The organism is Pseudoalteromonas sp. 2CM39R (assembly GCF_023161845.1).
On the sequence record NZ_JALNTM010000047.1, the window covers coordinates 1 to 16,011 of the forward strand.

Annotated in this window: 18 protein-coding genes; 4 read left to right on the forward strand and 14 right to left on the reverse strand. The window is 42.9% G+C overall.

All coding sequences use genetic code 11. The annotated features are described in order from the left end of the window. Positions 1 to 195: 195 nt before the first annotated feature. Together recA and MTF66_RS37845 are read right to left on the reverse strand one after the other, a co-directional pair. Positions 196 to 1,242, reverse strand: coding sequence for a recombinase RecA (gene recA / locus MTF66_RS37840; RefSeq protein WP_054560894.1), 1,047 nt, complete (start codon positions 1,240 to 1,242; stop codon positions 196 to 198). A gap of 58 nt (positions 1,243 to 1,300) precedes the next feature. Then, complete coding sequence (locus tag MTF66_RS37845; RefSeq protein WP_054560895.1) at positions 1,301 to 1,798, reverse strand: nicotinamide-nucleotide amidohydrolase family protein; 498 nt, start codon at positions 1,796 to 1,798, stop codon at positions 1,301 to 1,303. A gap of 21 nt (positions 1,799 to 1,819) precedes the next feature. Here MTF66_RS37845 and mutS point away from each other — a divergent pair, with 21 nt between their 5' ends. Further along, on the forward strand, positions 1,820 to 4,393 hold the full coding sequence (gene mutS / locus MTF66_RS37850; protein WP_248530300.1) for a DNA mismatch repair protein MutS: 2,574 nt from the start codon (positions 1,820 to 1,822) through the stop codon (positions 4,391 to 4,393). 86 nt (positions 4,394 to 4,479) lie between these two features. On the opposite strand, the gene rpoS is transcribed toward mutS, so the two are convergent. The 11 genes from rpoS to MTF66_RS37905 are packed head-to-tail and all read right to left on the reverse strand — an operon-like array spanning position 4,480 to position 12,056. Then, complete coding sequence (gene rpoS / locus MTF66_RS37855; protein WP_058585769.1) at positions 4,480 to 5,463, reverse strand: RNA polymerase sigma factor RpoS; 984 nt, start codon at positions 5,461 to 5,463, stop codon at positions 4,480 to 4,482. A 60-nt stretch (positions 5,464 to 5,523) separates the two neighbouring features. After that, positions 5,524 to 6,348: a peptidoglycan DD-metalloendopeptidase family protein gene (locus tag MTF66_RS37860; protein ID WP_248530301.1), complete on the reverse strand. Its 825-nt coding sequence runs from the start codon at positions 6,346 to 6,348 to the stop codon at positions 5,524 to 5,526. Positions 6,349 to 6,390: 42 nt separating this feature from the next. Continuing rightward, complete coding sequence (locus tag MTF66_RS37865; protein WP_054551145.1) at positions 6,391 to 6,969, reverse strand: YqaA family protein; 579 nt, start codon at positions 6,967 to 6,969, stop codon at positions 6,391 to 6,393. Positions 6,970 to 6,980: 11 nt separating this feature from the next. Continuing rightward, entirely contained in the window at positions 6,981 to 7,619 is a 639-nt protein-coding gene (locus MTF66_RS37870; protein ID WP_054551144.1) for a protein-L-isoaspartate(D-aspartate) O-methyltransferase, read from the reverse strand. After that, positions 7,609 to 8,373 carry a 5'/3'-nucleotidase SurE gene (gene surE, locus MTF66_RS37875; protein ID WP_054560899.1) on the reverse strand — a complete coding sequence of 255 codons (765 nt, stop codon included), beginning with the start codon at positions 8,371 to 8,373 and terminating at the stop codon, positions 7,609 to 7,611. Before surE ends, MTF66_RS37870 begins: the two co-directional genes overlap by 11 nt. Next, positions 8,374 to 9,402, reverse strand: coding sequence for a tRNA pseudouridine(13) synthase TruD (truD, locus tag MTF66_RS37880; RefSeq protein WP_054551142.1), 1,029 nt, complete (start codon positions 9,400 to 9,402; stop codon positions 8,374 to 8,376). Next, positions 9,399 to 9,881, reverse strand: coding sequence for a 2-C-methyl-D-erythritol 2,4-cyclodiphosphate synthase (gene ispF, locus MTF66_RS37885; RefSeq protein WP_248530302.1), 483 nt, complete (start codon positions 9,879 to 9,881; stop codon positions 9,399 to 9,401). Before ispF ends, truD begins: the two co-directional genes overlap by 4 nt. Continuing rightward, a complete protein-coding gene (gene ispD / locus MTF66_RS37890; protein WP_248530303.1) occupies positions 9,878 to 10,579 on the reverse strand; it encodes a 2-C-methyl-D-erythritol 4-phosphate cytidylyltransferase in 702 nt (233 codons plus the stop codon). The genes ispF and ispD overlap by 4 nt, the downstream gene beginning before the upstream one ends. Continuing rightward, a complete protein-coding gene (gene ftsB, locus MTF66_RS37895; protein ID WP_054560903.1) occupies positions 10,569 to 10,859 on the reverse strand; it encodes a cell division protein FtsB in 291 nt (96 codons plus the stop codon). The genes ispD and ftsB overlap by 11 nt, the downstream gene beginning before the upstream one ends. A gap of 22 nt (positions 10,860 to 10,881) precedes the next feature. After that, the gene (locus MTF66_RS37900; RefSeq protein ID WP_248530304.1) at positions 10,882 to 11,514 is read right to left on the reverse strand and encodes a hypothetical protein; all 633 of its coding nucleotides are present in this window, start codon (positions 11,512 to 11,514) and stop codon (positions 10,882 to 10,884) included. A 59-nt stretch (positions 11,515 to 11,573) separates the two neighbouring features. Further along, on the reverse strand, positions 11,574 to 12,056 hold the full coding sequence (locus MTF66_RS37905) for a DUF2947 domain-containing protein (RefSeq protein WP_248530305.1): 483 nt from the start codon (positions 12,054 to 12,056) through the stop codon (positions 11,574 to 11,576). Positions 12,057 to 12,119: 63 nt separating this feature from the next. Here MTF66_RS37905 and MTF66_RS37910 point away from each other — a divergent pair, with 63 nt between their 5' ends. Genes MTF66_RS37910 through MTF66_RS37920 form a run of 3 tightly spaced genes read left to right on the forward strand, consistent with a single transcriptional unit; the run spans position 12,120 to position 14,443 of the window. Continuing rightward, positions 12,120 to 12,353 (forward strand): DUF1653 domain-containing protein, encoded by a 234-nt coding sequence (locus MTF66_RS37910; protein ID WP_374237730.1) that lies wholly within the window; start codon positions 12,120 to 12,122, stop codon positions 12,351 to 12,353. Between the two features lie 52 nt (positions 12,354 to 12,405). Next, positions 12,406 to 13,254, forward strand: coding sequence for a MoxR family ATPase (locus MTF66_RS37915; RefSeq protein WP_248530306.1), 849 nt, complete (start codon positions 12,406 to 12,408; stop codon positions 13,252 to 13,254). 1 nt (position 13,255) lies between these two features. Further along, positions 13,256 to 14,443, forward strand: a complete 1,188-nt coding sequence (locus MTF66_RS37920; RefSeq protein WP_054560908.1) for a VWA domain-containing protein — start codon at positions 13,256 to 13,258, stop codon at positions 14,441 to 14,443. Positions 14,444 to 14,636: 193 nt separating this feature from the next. Here the strand turns inward: MTF66_RS37920 and MTF66_RS37925 are convergent, their stop codons facing one another. Continuing rightward, complete coding sequence (locus MTF66_RS37925; protein WP_374237731.1) at positions 14,637 to 15,809, reverse strand: NRAMP family divalent metal transporter; 1,173 nt, start codon at positions 15,807 to 15,809, stop codon at positions 14,637 to 14,639. Positions 15,810 to 16,011: the final 202 nt, after the last annotated feature.

Below are 16,011 nucleotides of genomic sequence, written 5' to 3' on the forward strand. Positions count from 1 at the left end.
TTACTCTTTCTAACTTTACTCTTTCTAACTTTACTCTTTCTAACTTTACTCTTTCTAACTTTCCCCTTGCTAACTTTACTCTCGCTAACTTTACTCTCGCTAACTTCCACCCATAAAAAAACCGCTAACTATGTAGCGGTCTTTTTTGCGTTAAGTGCGGGTCAAATCACGCTTAACTGTACTCTTTTGAGGTGTTTATAGCTCATCTTCAGCTAATAGACCTGCATCTTCACCATCTTCTGGTTGTTCTGTTGCCTGAAGTAATAGCATCTCACGTAACTTACCTTCGATCTCATCTGCGATCTCTGGGTTGTCTTTTAAGAACTTAATTGAGTTTGCTTTACCTTGACCAACTTTGCTGCCATTGTAGCTGTACCAAGCACCTGATTTTTCAACAATCTTATGCTTAACACCTAGGTCAATTAACTCGCCTTGTTTAGAAATACCTTCACCATACATAATGATGAACTCAGCTTGTTTAAACGGCGGAGCAACCTTGTTCTTAACAACTTTAACGCGGGTTTCGTTACCTACAACCTCGTCGCCTTCTTTCACAGAACCAATACGACGAATATCGATACGTACTGAAGAGTAGAATTTAAGTGCGTTACCACCTGTTGTTGTTTCAGGATTACCAAACATAACACCAATTTTCATACGGATTTGGTTGATGAAAATACATAGTGTGTTTGAGCGCTTGATGTTACCTGTAAGCTTACGTAAAGCTTGTGACATTAAGCGAGCTTGTAGACCCATGTGTGAGTCACCCATGTCGCCTTCGATTTCAGCTTTAGGTGTTAAAGCTGCTACCGAGTCAACAATCACAACATCAACAGCACTTGAACGAACTAACATGTCACAGATTTCTAATGCTTGCTCACCAGTATCTGGTTGAGAAACAAGTAAGTCATCAATGTTTACACCCAATTTTTGTGCGTATACAGGATCTAGAGCGTGCTCAGCATCTACGAATGCACACGTTTTACCTTGCTTTTGAGCTTCAGCGATAACTTGTAAAGTAAGCGTTGTTTTACCTGATGATTCAGGACCATACACTTCAACAATACGACCCGTAGGTAAACCACCAATACCTAGTGCGATATCGATACCTAGTGAACCTGTTGAGATTGCTTCAATATCTAGGGCTTTATTGTCACCCAGTTTCATAATTGAGCCTTTACCAAATTGACGCTCAATTTGTGATAAAGCAGCGTCTAAGGCTTTTTGTTTGTTATCGTTCATTCTGTTCTCCAAATCCGGCTAATGCAGACAGTATACTGTATGAAATCACAGTATCAAGCTAATTTTCAGATTTTATCAATTCAATTATATTTTTTAATGAATAAACAATAGCTTGCAGTCTAACTTCAGCTCGATCGCCAGAGAAAACTTGCTGACTTGGGTAGTTTTGACCAGCAAAATGAATGCAAAACCATACTAATCCCACAGGTTTATCCAGTGTTCCACCACCGGGGCCTGCTATTCCCGAAATAGCTATTGCGATATCTGCATTTGCTGCTTTTGCTGCCCCCGATGCCATTTCAACAACGGTTTGCTCACTCACCGCACCAAAGCTGTTTAAGGTTTGTTCGCTAACACCAATGAGCTCATGTTTTGCTTGGTTACTATAAGTGACAAATGCTCGGTCAATATAATTAGAGCTGCCTGGGGTATCGGTTAGTGCATAACTCACTCCACCACCAGTGCATGACTCTGCGGTAGTGATCCATAAGCGTTTATCCGTTAAAATAGCTCCTAATTTCGCAGCAAGTGTTTTAATCTCTTGATGTAATTCCATATTCAGCCTTTGGGTAAATACATGTCGTTTGATCTTTATGCACCGCACACTATAAAACAACAAACCCCTATGATGCAGCAGTATCTAAAAATAAAAGCCGAGCATCGGGATATTTTATTGTTTTATCGTATGGGCGACTTTTACGAACTTTTCTTTGATGATGCCAAGCGTGCAGCGCAACTTCTTGATATTTCTCAAACCCATCGAGGTAAAGCCGGTGGCGATCCCATTCCAATGGCGGGCGTACCCTATCACGCAGTCGAAAACTATTTAGCTCGCCTTGTACAAATGGGTGAGTCGGTAGCCATTTGTGAACAAGTTGGCGACCCAGCAACTAGCAAAGGCCCTGTTGAGCGTAAAGTTGTACGTATTGTTACACCGGGCACAATTTCTGACGAAGCGTTATTACAAGAACGCCAAGACAACCTACTAACCAGTGTATGGCAAAACAAACAAGGCCTGTATGGTATTGCTTATTTAGATATTAACTCTGGCCGATTCAATGTGTTAGAAGTTAATACCGATGAAGCATTTAGCTCAACATTACAGCGTTTAGCCCCTGCTGAGCTGCTTTATAGTGAAACATTTGCAAATGTGCACTTAATTGAACATATCAAAGGCGCGCGTCGTCGCCCAGAATGGGAGTTTGATCTAGATACTGCGCAGCATTTACTTTGCGACCAATTTGGCACCAAAGATTTAGTTGGTTTTGGAGTAGACAAAGCACACGCAGCTTTAGTGGCTGCAGGCTGCTTAATGCAATACGTAAAAGACACTCAGCGCATAGCCCTGCCGCATATTCGTGCAATCACCCTTGAGCAAAACGAACACGCGGTGATCTTAGATGCAGCAACTCGTAAAAACCTTGAACTAACGGTTAATTTATCGGGCGGTTACGAAAACACACTTGCACAAGTACTTGATAAAACAGCCACAGCTATGGGTTCACGCTTATTAAAGCGTCGTATTCATACCCCTGTGCGCAGCAAAACAGAGCTCAATTCTCGACTAAACGCAATTAGCGCAATTATCGATGCGCAATTATGTGGTGAGCTACAAGAGTCATTAAAGCAAATTGGCGATATTGAACGTGTTATTGCACGCTTAGCGCTTTGCACAGCTAGGCCGCGAGATTTAACGCGCCTGCGTAGCGCACTGCAAGCTCTCGAGCCACTTCACGAACTATTACTGGATGCTAACGATCCGCGTATTAGTCAAATTATTGCTAAGTCGCAACAGTTACCTGAGCTACAAGACTTACTAGAACGTGCTGTAATCGAAACCCCGCCGGTGCTTATTCGTGATGGGGGTGTGATTGCACCAGGTTACAACAGCGAGCTTGATGAATGGCGAGCACTAAGCCAAGGTGCTACCGATATTCTTGAAAAGCTTGAAGAACGTGAGCGTGAACGCACTGGCATTAGCACCTTAAAAATTGGTTATAACAAGGTGCATGGCTTTTTTATTGAGGTAAGCCGTGCGAACTCGCATTTAGTTCCTGCGGATTATATTCGCCGTCAAACGCTAAAAAATAATGAGCGTTATATTATCCCAGAGCTTAAAGAGCACGAAGATAAAGTACTTGGTAGCCAGTCAAAAGCGCTAGCGCTTGAAAAACAGCTTTACGAGCAACTCTTTGAGTTTATTGCTCCGCACATTGAGCAGCTACAAACAATGGCAGCGGTACTGGCAGATTTAGATGTACTGAACAATTTAGCCGAACGTGCGCAAGCGCTTAATTATGCTAAGCCAACTTTGTGCGATAACGATAACATCAGTATTAAGCAAGGTCGCCACCCGGTAGTAGAGCAGGTAATGAAAGACCCGTTTATAGCTAACCCTGTGGAGCTTAATAACGACCGTAAAATGTTGATTATCACAGGTCCAAATATGGGTGGTAAATCGACCTATATGCGCCAAACTGCACTTATTGTTCTAATGGCTCACATTGGTTGTTACGTTCCTGCTGATAGTGCAGAGATTGGTAATATTGACCGTATCTTTACGCGTATTGGCGCAAGTGATGACCTAGCATCAGGGCGCTCAACCTTCATGGTTGAAATGACCGAAACAGCAACAATTTTAAATAACGCTACAGCGCAATCACTGGTACTGATGGATGAAATTGGTCGCGGTACTTCGACTTATGATGGTTTATCGCTAGCCTATGCAACGGCCGATTATTTAGCATCAAAAATTGCCGCTAAGACCTTATTTGCAACCCACTATTTTGAGCTAACCGAACTGGCCGAGCAAAAAACGGGGTTAGTTAATGTGCACCTAGATGCCATTGAGCACAACGACACCATTGCCTTTATGCATACCGTGCTTGAAGGCGCAGCAAGCAAGAGCTTTGGTTTACAAGTTGCTGCCTTGGCTGGTGTACCAAAAGCGGTGATCCAACAAGCAAAACAAAAGCTTAAAATGCTTGAGAATCACCAACCTGTTACTGCTCCTATTGAGCAGCAACAGCAAACGTTAAGTTTTGATGATGAGCCTTCTGAGCTTGAATTAACCTTAAAACAGCTTGATCCAGACAGCTTAACGCCAAGACAAGCACACCAACTACTGTATCAATTAAAAGATTTACTGTAGTGCAATAAAAGAGGTATAAAAAAAGCTGACGTAATGTCAGCTTTTTTGTGTGTTCTAGACCCGAAGGCCTATGTATTGTTGTCAAATTAGGTGAATTGGTCGAATAGGCTATCTGTACTTAACCCTTCGTGTTGCAAAATGTCTTTTAAGCGACGTAATGCTTCAACTTGTATTTGTCTTACACGTTCACGTGTTAAGCCTATTTCACGACCAACATCTTCAAGGGTTGATGGCTCATAGCCTAGTAAACCAAAACGACGAGCAAGTACTTCACGCTGTTTCGGGTTTAACTCTCCAAGCCAATCAACAATGTGCTTGTTAATGTCATTACTCTGTACTTCGCCCTCTGGACCATAGTCTTTCTCATCGGCGATAATATCTAATAACGCTTTGTCATTTTCACCGCCGATAGGTGTATCCACCGAGGTGATTTTTTCGTTTAAACGCAGCATCTTAGTTACATCTTCAACCGGCTTATCTAAGCACTCTGCAATTTCTTCTGCGGTTGGTTCATGGTCAAGTTTCTGCGTTAATTCACGGGCTGTTCTTAAATAAACATTAAGCTCTTTGACCACGTGGATAGGTAAACGAATCGTACGTGTTTGGTTCATGATGGCACGTTCGATAGTTTGACGTATCCACCAAGTTGCATAAGTTGAAAAACGAAAACCTCGTTCTGGGTCAAATTTCTCAACGGCTCTAATAAGGCCTAAATTACCTTCTTCAATAAGGTCTAGTAGCGCAAGGCCACGGTTGTTGTAGCGGCGGGCAATTTTCACCACTAAACGTAAATTACTTTCAATCATTCGCTTGCGAGAGGCTTCGCAGCCTTTCAGTGCTTTTCGAGCAAAATAAACTTCTTCTTCTGCGCTTAGCAGCGGAGAAAAACCAATCTCACCAAGATACAACTGTGTGGCATCAAGATTTTTGGTAACTTCTTCTTTTGCAAAAATTTCATCTTCGTTGTCGACTTCTTCTAGTAACTCAGAAGATTGTTCTTCAACTACCGTGTCATCAAATTTATCGTCAATCGCGTCAGTTTTTTTCTCTAGTTTTGCTGTGTGACCCATAAGCGTCCTCCCGAGCAAATATGTGATTGAGCTAAATCACTTTATCAATACCCTAAATGGCTAAGGTAGATACTTAGCAGGATTGACTGCTTGACCCCGATAACGAATTTCAAATCTCAATGCCGTAACCGAAGAGTCTGAACTGCCCATTTCTGCTATTTTCTGCCCTGCCTTTACTTCCTGTTTTTCCTTTACAAGCAACTTTGAATTGTGCGCGTAAGCGCTTAGGTAATCATCATTGTGTTTCAATATGATTAAATTACCGTAACCCCTCAATGCGTTGCCCGCGTATACCACAGTTCCATGTGCAGCAGCTAAAACAGAAGCCCCTTGTTTATTAGTGATCTGTAATCCTTTAAAGCCATTCTCTTTATTAGAGAAGCGTTTTGTGACTTTACCTTTTGCAGGCCAGCCCCATACAACTTTGGCATTAGAATTACGCTTTTTTTCACTAATTATTTTGTTGGCTTGTTTCTGAACATACTCTCGTTGTTTTGGCTGATCAACCCCTTTCTTTAATTTTTTGTTATTTTTTTGTATAGAAACAGTAGACTTTTTACTCGAATTCGTATATTTTTTCGTCTTTTTTGATTTTTGTGCCGATTTTGTGAGCGAAATACTCTGTCCGGGGAAGATGGTATAAGGTGCTGGAATATCGTTTATTTTTGCAAGCGTTCGAAAATCTTGCTGAGCGCTAAAAGCAATTGAATACAAAGTATCGCCCTTTTTGACTACATATTTTGAGCCAGAGATATTTACTTTGCGTGTGGCGGGTTTAACTTTATTATCTAAACTACTAACCGGTGCCGGAGCTTCGCGAGAAGTACAACCAAAGAGCAAAATACTAAGAAACAAAGTAACATAGACTGTTAACTGCCTGCTCATCGTAAAATGCTCCTTATCGTACTAGTTTAATGGTTTTACGGGTTATCGTAGTAAAAAGTACGCAACCACAACTAAAACAACTAATCCCCAGCCAAGCGCTTCAACATATTGACGTAATTTTTGCTCCATTTTAACGCCGCCCCACTTCATTAAAGCCGACACTAAGAAGAAACGCGCGCCACGACCTATTGCCGAGGCAATTAAAAATGGCAAGAATGCCATTTGCATCAAACCTGCACCTATGGTGAAAACCTTATAAGGTATAGGAGAGAAGCCCGCTAAAAACACCACCCATACACCATAGTTTTCAAACCAACTTAGCGCTGTGTCAAATTTAGCTTGCCAACCCATTTGCGCAATCAGCGGTTCAACTACCGGTTCGAATAACCAAAAGCCAAGTAAGTAACCTAAAATACCGCCAATCACAGAAGCAATAGTAGTAAAACTGGCAAAGCGCCATGCTTTATCTGGCTGAGCAAGCGACATAGGGGCTAGCATGACATCCGGTGGCACCGGAAAAAAAACAGATTCAGCAAAACTCATCCCTGCTAAATAACGCTCCGCATGACGGTGTTTAGCCCATACCAGCGCCATATCATATAACTTAGTAAACAACTTCAAAGTATAACGTCCTATTCAATATCACCAGGTACCAAAGGTACAAATCTTACTGGTGCAACTTTATGTTCTGTAAAAGTGTCGCCATTTCTAACGACCATCATTAATTGCTGATCTTGCTCACCGATAGGTGCAATCATAACGCCCCCATCAGCAAGTTGTGCCAGAAGTCCTTGTGGCATAGTAGCCGCAGCTGCTGTGACAATAATCCCCTCAAACGGAGCTTGCGACTGCCAGCCTTGCCAACCGTCACCGTGTTTCATGGTGACATTATATAAATCAAGCTTATGCAAACGGCGTTTTGCTTGCCATTGCAATGCTTTAATACGCTCTACCGAGCACACTTTAGTGAAGGTTTTTGCCAGTATTGCTGTTTGGTAGCCAGAGCCTGTGCCAATTTCGAGCACTTTATCACGTACGCCTGCTAAGCGAAGCAGCTCAGTCATGCGTGCGACAATATATGGCTGCGAAATCGTTTGTCCTTGACCGATTGGCAGTGCAGTATTTTGATAAGCTTTGTGCTGCAAAACATCATCAATAAAAATGTGTCTGGGTGTTGAGGCTATCGCTTCAAGCACAGTGCTATCTTCTACACCCTCGCGTTTTAATAGTTCAGCTAATGCCAGTGCACTGCGATTATAATTAGTCAGCACTATTAATCTCCATATTTGCTAACCAGCTATCGACGGCTTGTAAGCTCTCTTTCGCCGTCATATCAACACTAAGCGGGGTCACTGATGCATACCCATTATTAATGGCATAAAAATCAGTGCCTTCACCTGCATCACTTTCAGCACCAAGGGTACCATACCAATAAATGTCACGGCCCCATGGGTCTTGTTGTTTCGTCATGGTTTCAGCTTTATGACGCGAACCTAAACGGGTTACCTTAACTCCTTTAAGCTCTGTAAGCGGAATATCTGGCACGTTTAAGTTGATGATTTGATCTTTCGGTAATGGGTGCGATGCCAACTCTTTGATAATACTCACCGCAACCGCAGCAGCAGTTTCAAAGTGATTTCCTTCTTTAGAGCATAACGACACAGCAATCGCCGGCAGCCCTAAGTGGCGGCCTTCAGTGGCCGCTGCTACTGTACCTGAATACAAGGTATCATCACCTAGGTTGGCGCCGTGGTTTATTCCTGCAACCACTAGATCTGGCTGCTGCTCGACTAATTCATTAACTCCCAAATGCACACAGTCAGTCGGGGTGCCATTAATCGAAATAAAGCCATTATCAAGGGTAGTTGCACGAAGTGGGTTCATGAGCGTTAATGAATTACTTGCGCCACTACAATTACGATCTGGCGCTACTAAGGTCACATCTGCTATTTGCGTCAATGCATGATACAAAACCGCAATCCCTTTAGCATGTACGCCATCATCATTGCTCAATAAGATTTTCATTTACGCATCCTTTTGTTTTTGTTCTCTGGGGCTTGCATCTTGATAGTCCACCAGCTCACGCAGCAGGGCGGTAGCAAAACAGCCTTTTGGTAAACCAAAACTTAACTTTAAAGTAGTTTCGTCAATTGTTTCAACAGCTAATGAATCAGGAATAAGGCGTAACATTCTACGCTCATTCTTAAGGCCAAGTTCGCTAAGACCCTCTATCCAAGACTGATAAGGTTCGAGCCACACTTTTTCGGTTTCGGTCAGGCCTTTTTCGCCTTTACCAACCATAGGTGCCGACATCACAATATCGCCAGACGCTAAGCGCGCAATATTGTCATCACTAATGTTGTCTTCAAAAAATGCATTACTGCCGCTGAGCATAAACACTTCGCGGTGCATTGTTTTCGCAAGGCCATGCTCGGCAACCCGCATACTCACGATTTCATTAAATACATAAGAGCGCGCAGCTGAAATAACTAAGCCACGCAATTTTTTATCGCGGATACGCTCTCCAGCAAACATGCGCTTTGCCATTTCAAGATTGTGACCACCATGGCCAAAGCGCTGCTCACCAAAGTAATTAGGCACACCAGCACGCACCGCGTTGATACGGCACAAAATATCCAGCGGCTCAGTCACATTACGTAATGTAATTGTAAAGCGATTGCCTTTATGACATCCGGTTCTGAGCTTACGGTTATGGCGCTGTTGCGATATTACAAAAAACTGCTCGTTATTCAGCTCACTAAATTCTATGTGCTTTTTAATTGGAACTGGCACGCTAAACCATTGAGTACACACTCCATGGCGGTCTTTTAAGCCTGCATAACTCACATCACGTGGAGATACCCCTGCTTTTTCGGCAATGCGTTTCGCAATAAACTGAGTATTTTCGCCTTTTTTTACAACCTGCAAGCAAACATGTTCACCAGAGCCGGTAAACTCAATTCCTAAGTCTTCATCAACCATGAAGTCTTCGGCGTGAGTTTTAAAGTCAGCCTTAGAAAGAGGTTTACCGTATAGGTAGTTTAACTCACTCATGCGCTTTGTTTGCTCATAATCACCACTGCGTGGCTTGAGATACCTTCTTTACGACCTTCAAACCCAAGCTTCTCAGTGGTTGTTGCTTTCACATTAACTTGTGAAATATCAGCTTCAAGGTCTTGGCATAAGTTTTCACGCATAGCTTGAATATGTGGCAACATTTTTGGTGCTTGCGCAACAATCGTCACATCGGCATTGCCAAGTACATAACCTTGCTCTTTAGCAAGCCCAACCACGTGGCGTAGTAAAATTCGGCTATCAATATTTTCGTATTCGCTAGCAGTATCAGGGAAATGCTTGCCAATATCACCCATTGCCAATGCGCCTAAAATGGCATCACACAATGCGTGAATGGCAACATCACCATCTGAATGAGCTAAAAAGCCTTGCAGGTAATCTATTTTTTCACCACAAATTACCAACGGGCCTTCGCCGCCAAATTTGTGTACATCAAAACCATGGCCAATTCGAATCATGAGGTACTCTCGTTTTGTTGTTTTTGCAGTAAAAATGCTGCTAAATCTAAATCTTCTGGGGTGGTGATTTTAATATTGTCACTGCGACCAGCAACCAGCTTAACAGGCTGCTTAGCCCATTCAATTGCCGATGCCTCATCAGTGATAGTCACACCATTTTTAAGGGCGCTTGATAGCGCATTAGTCAGCGCTTGATAAGGGAAAAACTGAGGGGTGAGTGCCTGCCATAAATCATCACGAGGCACCGTTTGCTCACTGTGGGTATGACCGCGCTTAATGGTGTCTTTTACTTTTGACGCTAAAATACCGCCCTCATTGGCAGCAATACATTCAGTCATTAAACACTGAATATCTGCCAGACACACTAACGGCCTTGCCGCATCGTGAACAAGTACCCAATCAGGTGGGTTGTCAGCAAGTGATAGCAAGGCGTTAAGCACAGAATCAGCACGCTCTTTACCACCACTCACACGCTCAATACGCTTATCTATGTGTGGTAAATCAGCAAAGTAGCCGTCATCATCGCTAATTGCTACTTTGATGGTGTTTAATTCGTTAAGTTCTGCAAGTTTACTTAGGGTATGTTCTAAAATAGTTTTACCCGCAAGTTCAATATACTGCTTTGGCGCCGAATGCTGCATTCGACTACCTACTCCCGCAGCGGGAACAATGGCGGTTATAGTTTGCTTAGTGTTCATTTTGCTGTTGACCTGGTAATACGCGAATAAAGGTTTCGCCAGGTTTAATCATTCCTAATTCATTACGCGCCCGCTCTTCGATGCCCTCTTGACCGAGTTTTAAGTCTTCAATATCGGCTTTGAGCACTTTATTGCGCTTTAATAATTTCGCATTGGTGTCTTGATGAGAGGTAACCGCTTGTTTTAAACGAGTGTAATCTTGCACCCCATTATGGCCAAACCATAAGCGGTACTGAATAAATAAAGCCAAACACAACAAGGCGAATTGAAAAACCCGCATTGAACACTCCTTCGCGGTTAAATTAAGTCAAAGGGCGTTTTAAATTACGCCAATTTATATTGCTTGCTAGTAGCATTTCTCTTAATGACAAACGCTTAGGTGTGATGCGTTTATTAAATTGCCATCGATGACCGCAACACGCCGCTGCCATCACCGCCTTTGCAGGCTTAAGCAATTGAATATGCGTGTTTTCTAGCGATTCACCGGAAGTATCAAACCAACCAAGCTCGTTGCAATGTACCTTATTGTCGCTTACTTGATCTAAGCTGTCTATGCGCACGGTTGTACATTGCTCGTCATTAATTAGCACGGGAACAATTAACCCGCGCTTAGCATGTTGACTATAAAAGTCTTTTGAGTCTTTTTTATTATAAACAGGCGGCGTTGTTTTTTGTTTTTCAAGCCAACTGCCATTTTGTGAATCGAGCTGTAGTGGCGCATCACCACTGACAATACGCATAGCTAAACGCTCAATATAGTAAGGCAGGCTTGCTAATAAACGTTTTAGCCTTGCTGTATCAGGTTCATCAACTAAACGCGGGATCTCACGAGCATAGAATGCATTACATAACTGCGCATACAAAGCTCGCTCGGCATCAGTTTGCCAAATTTCGGCTTGTTGCGAGTGTTCGCTCTGTGAAGTTGGTTTAGACAATGCGCGCTCTTATAAAACAATTGCTTGACTGTTTTATAGCATAGAGCGTTTATTGAGCGCTACTTTACTGCGCCTTTTTTACCCAATTTTGCGTTACCAGTTTCTAAAAACTGCACTACTGCATCACGCTTTTTACCTAATAACAAACTACCATCAGCTAAAAACATAAAGTTTTGCCAACAACGTTTAAAAACGGCAAAGCTGGTTTCAATAATATTGTCACGAGCCATGCAAAAATAAACAGTGGTGTTTGCTTCCCACTCTAAGTGGTTAAGGATTTCTTCTGGTAACTGCTCGTCGCCAGCTTCCCATGCGTTTTCCCAGTTAATGGTCTCTGAAAAGCTGTCGTCTTTGCCGCACCAATCTGTTTTATCAAAAAAGTCAGGGTGATCATGCTCGCGGCTCACCATAGTAGTCCATAAAACCGCAGCGCGTTCAGCGCTCATTGGTTTAATTTGCGCTGCGTCTTCGCTGCTTATCGGCATATCTTTATGACGAAAAACCCAGGCTTTTTTGTATTCATCTAACGAAATATAATTCATAGTTTAGGCAGTTTGTTTCAGCGTAAAATGTGCAAACTGCAATTATACCCAAATGACTCCAAGATGCGAGATAAACACATGACAATCAAACCCGGTATTTACCAACATTACAAAGGTCCAAAATACAAAGTTGAATATGTTGCCACTCATAGCGAAACGAATGAGCCATTAGTAATTTACCAAGCTCTATACGGAGAATTTGGCATGTGGGCACGCCCGCTTAGTATGTTTACAGAAACCGTCACTGTAGAGGGTAAAACGATACAGCGTTTTGCATACCTTTCAGACGCCGACTAACTGTGGCATCATGACGTTATTAATCACTGCTCAGACCAGATAAGGTGACATCGTGCTTTTTAATTCAACCGATAACTACATTGCCAGTAACTCATTAAAACAAGCGGTTAACGCAGCGATCTTGCTCGAAAAGCCGCTGCTAATAAAAGGTGAGCCCGGCACAGGTAAAACCATGCTGGCCGAGGAGCTTGCAAAAAGCTTAGACACCACACTAATTCAGTGGCACATCAAATCAACCACTAAGGCGCAGCAAGGCCTGTATGAATATGATGCGGTATCGCGCCTTCGCGACAGCCAGTTAGGTGACGAGCGAGTGCACGATATCAGCAACTACATTGTAAAAGGGAAATTATGGCAAGCCTTTACCTATGGTGAGCAACATAACAAGCGTCCTGTGCTATTGATTGATGAAATCGACAAAGCCGATATTGAATTTCCCAACGACTTGCTATTAGAGCTCGATAAAATGGAGTTTCATGTTTATGAGACCGGCGAGCGCGTGGTTGCAAAGCAACGTCCGATTGTGATCATTACGTCGAATAACGAAAAAGAGCTGCCAGATGCCTTTTTACGTCGTTGTTTTTTCCATTACATTGATTTTCCAAGTAGTGAAGAAATGGCACAAATTATCGATGTGCATCACCCTCACGTTAAACAAGACCTAGTTCGCCAAGCACTTGAGGTGTTCTTTAATCTACGTGAAGTTAATGGCATTAAGAAAAAACCATCAACCAGCGAATTGCTTGATTGGTTAAAGCTACTGATGGCCGAAGATATAGACGCTAAAACACTGCATGATAAAAGCCAAACTGGCGGCTTAATGCCAATGTTTGGCGCACTATTAAAGAACGAGCAAGACATTAGCCTAGTCGAAAAACTTGCGTTTATGAGCCGCCGTTAAGATGTTAATTGCGTTTTTCTTTAAGCTTCGAGAATACCGCTTACCAGTTAGTTTGCGAGAGCTACTTGATTTGATCAATGCGCTCAAGCAAGGGGTTATTTTTGCCGATGTTGACGCGTTTTATTACTTAGCGCGTACCATCATGGTCAAGGATGAAACCCACTTTGATCGTTTTGATAAAGCCTTTGCAGATTACTTTAGTGGAGTGGCCGACCTTGATCTGCTCGAAAGTTTAAAACAGCAACACGACTTGCCTAATGATTGGCTACGCAAAGAGTTTGAAAAGCACCTAAGCGAAGAAGAAAAAGCGCAATTACAAGCCATGGGCGGCCTTGATAAACTCATGGAAACCCTCAAGCAACGCCTTGAAGAGCAGCAAAAGCGCCATGCTGGAGGTAATAAGTGGGTGGGTACCGGTGGTACTTCGCCATTTGGTGCCTATGGTTATAACCCTGAAGGTGTGCGCATTGGTCAAGACGGTAACCGACATCGCCGTGCGGTAAAAGTATGGGATAAACGCAGCTACCGAAACCTTGATAGTGACCGTGAAATTGGCTCACGCACCATTAAACTCGCTCTAAAAAAACTGCGTAAATTTGCCCGTACTGGCGCTAGCGATACTCTCGATTTAACCGAAACCATTCGCGCAACTGCAAAACAAGGCGGCATGCTCGATGTAAAAATGGCACCAGAGCGCCATAATGCGGTAAAAGTATTGATGCTATTTGATATCGGCGGCTCAATGGATGATTACATTCATACCTGCGAAGAGCTATTTAGCGCCGCTCATAGCGAATTTAAGCACCTTGAGTTTTACTATTTTCATAACTGTTTGTATGAGCATGTTTGGCAAGACAACGAACGTCGTCACTCTAACGTTATTGATACCATGACCTTGATTAACAAGTTCACCAGCGACTACAAGGTGATCTTTGTTGGTGATGCCACCATGGGTCCCTACGAAATCGCCTACCCCGGTGGCAGCGTTGAGCATTGGAATGAAGAACCCGGCAGCGCTTGGCTAAACCGCATAACCAATCACTTTGATAAAGTCGCTTGGCTCAACCCACAACCCGTTGAACACTGGCGCTATTATCAATCGATAGATTTTATAAAGCAGTTAATGGACAACCGCATGTACCCACTCACACTAGATGGGATTAGTAATGCGATTAGGGAGTTGAGTTAGAAAGTTAGAAAGTTAGAAAGTTAGAAAGTTAGAAAGTTAGAAAGTTAGAAAGTTAGAAAGTTAGAAAGTTAGAAACTCTAAACTGGCCACTATCTAAGTCAAGCAGCTCGAAAACTTTACTCTTTCCCCTAGTAACTCGCTAACTGTCAATCTGACAGCTCTAACTTTACTCTTTCCCCTTGTAACTCGCTAACTAAGCGAGTTTCCAAACCAAAAACACCAGCGCAAAGCCCACTAAATAAAGCAAACCTAGCCAGCTTAGGGTGCGTAATAAAGGTGAGTGATGAATGCTGGATTCTGAGCGTACTAAACTAAAGTTCAGCCATGCAAATACAGGAGTGGTTACAAAAGCGAGGGTCATAGCAAAAGTAAGCATTGGGCCAAGGGCTGATTTAAAGAATAAAATCACTGCCATACCTGCAAATGCTTGCAGTAATAACCACATGTTTAAACTGTGTTTAGATTGTTTAATCGGTAGCAGTTTATGCGACTCATTTAATGTTCTGGCGTAGCCATCAAGCACTGTTAGCGTGGTACCAAACATACATAAAAAAGCGATACCCGAAACCAGCGGCCTTGCCCACTCGCCCATGGTAAGGGCATACATATCAATTAGCTGCTTTGCAAAGGCGACTCCACCTAATTGCACAGCCTGTGCTTGGCCATATTGTACTAACACACCTAATGAGAAAAACACTAACGCAAGTGCTGCGGTAAGCCAGTAGCCCAAATTAAAGTCAAACAAGCCTTGTTGCTTTGTCACGGCTTGTTGATGCTGCTTTTCTTTTAGCCACAGTGAGCTGATTGCTGATATTTCAATAGGTGCAGGCATCCAGCCCATGAGCGCGACCATAAAGCCAAGCATGGCAAGCTCATACGGCGACGGGCCCACATAGTCAACTGGGGCCATTGGGCCATTATTAATTGCCACAACCAACGCAGCCACGGTTGTAACCGTTAGCAGCCCCATAATGAGCTTTGAGACATTATCGAGCGCCTTAAAGTGCCCTAATAATAAAATGAGCAAACACACAGCTAAAATCAGCCAGCATAATAAAGTTACAGAAACAGTGACAGGTAATGCATAGTGCAGCAGACTGGCCGTTAATAATAAAACCCCCGCAGTATTTACTACCGCAGCGACAATATTAAGCGCAATAAAACTATAGAAATACCCCGGTCCTTTTTGCTTGTAGCCCTCAACTAAACTTTGTTTGGTCGCAAGGGTGTACTCCATACCAAATCGAAAGAATGGGTACTTCAATACGTTTACTACAATGATTAGCCAAAATAGCTGCCAGCCGAATAACGATCCTGCTTGTGTTGATGCTACTAGATGTGAGCCACCAATGGCGGCTGTAGCCATTAAAATCCCCGGCCCTAAAGCATTTAATTTAGACTGCCAATTTGATACTGCTGATTGCATATGCTTTGTGTGTTTTATTCTTAGTAACAAGCAAGTTACAGCGTTTTGTGTGAGATTGGAAGCAGAGCAAGTTAGCAAGTTAGCAAGTTAGCAAGTTAGCAAGTTAGCAAGTTAGCAAGTTAGCAAGTTAGCAAGTTAGCAA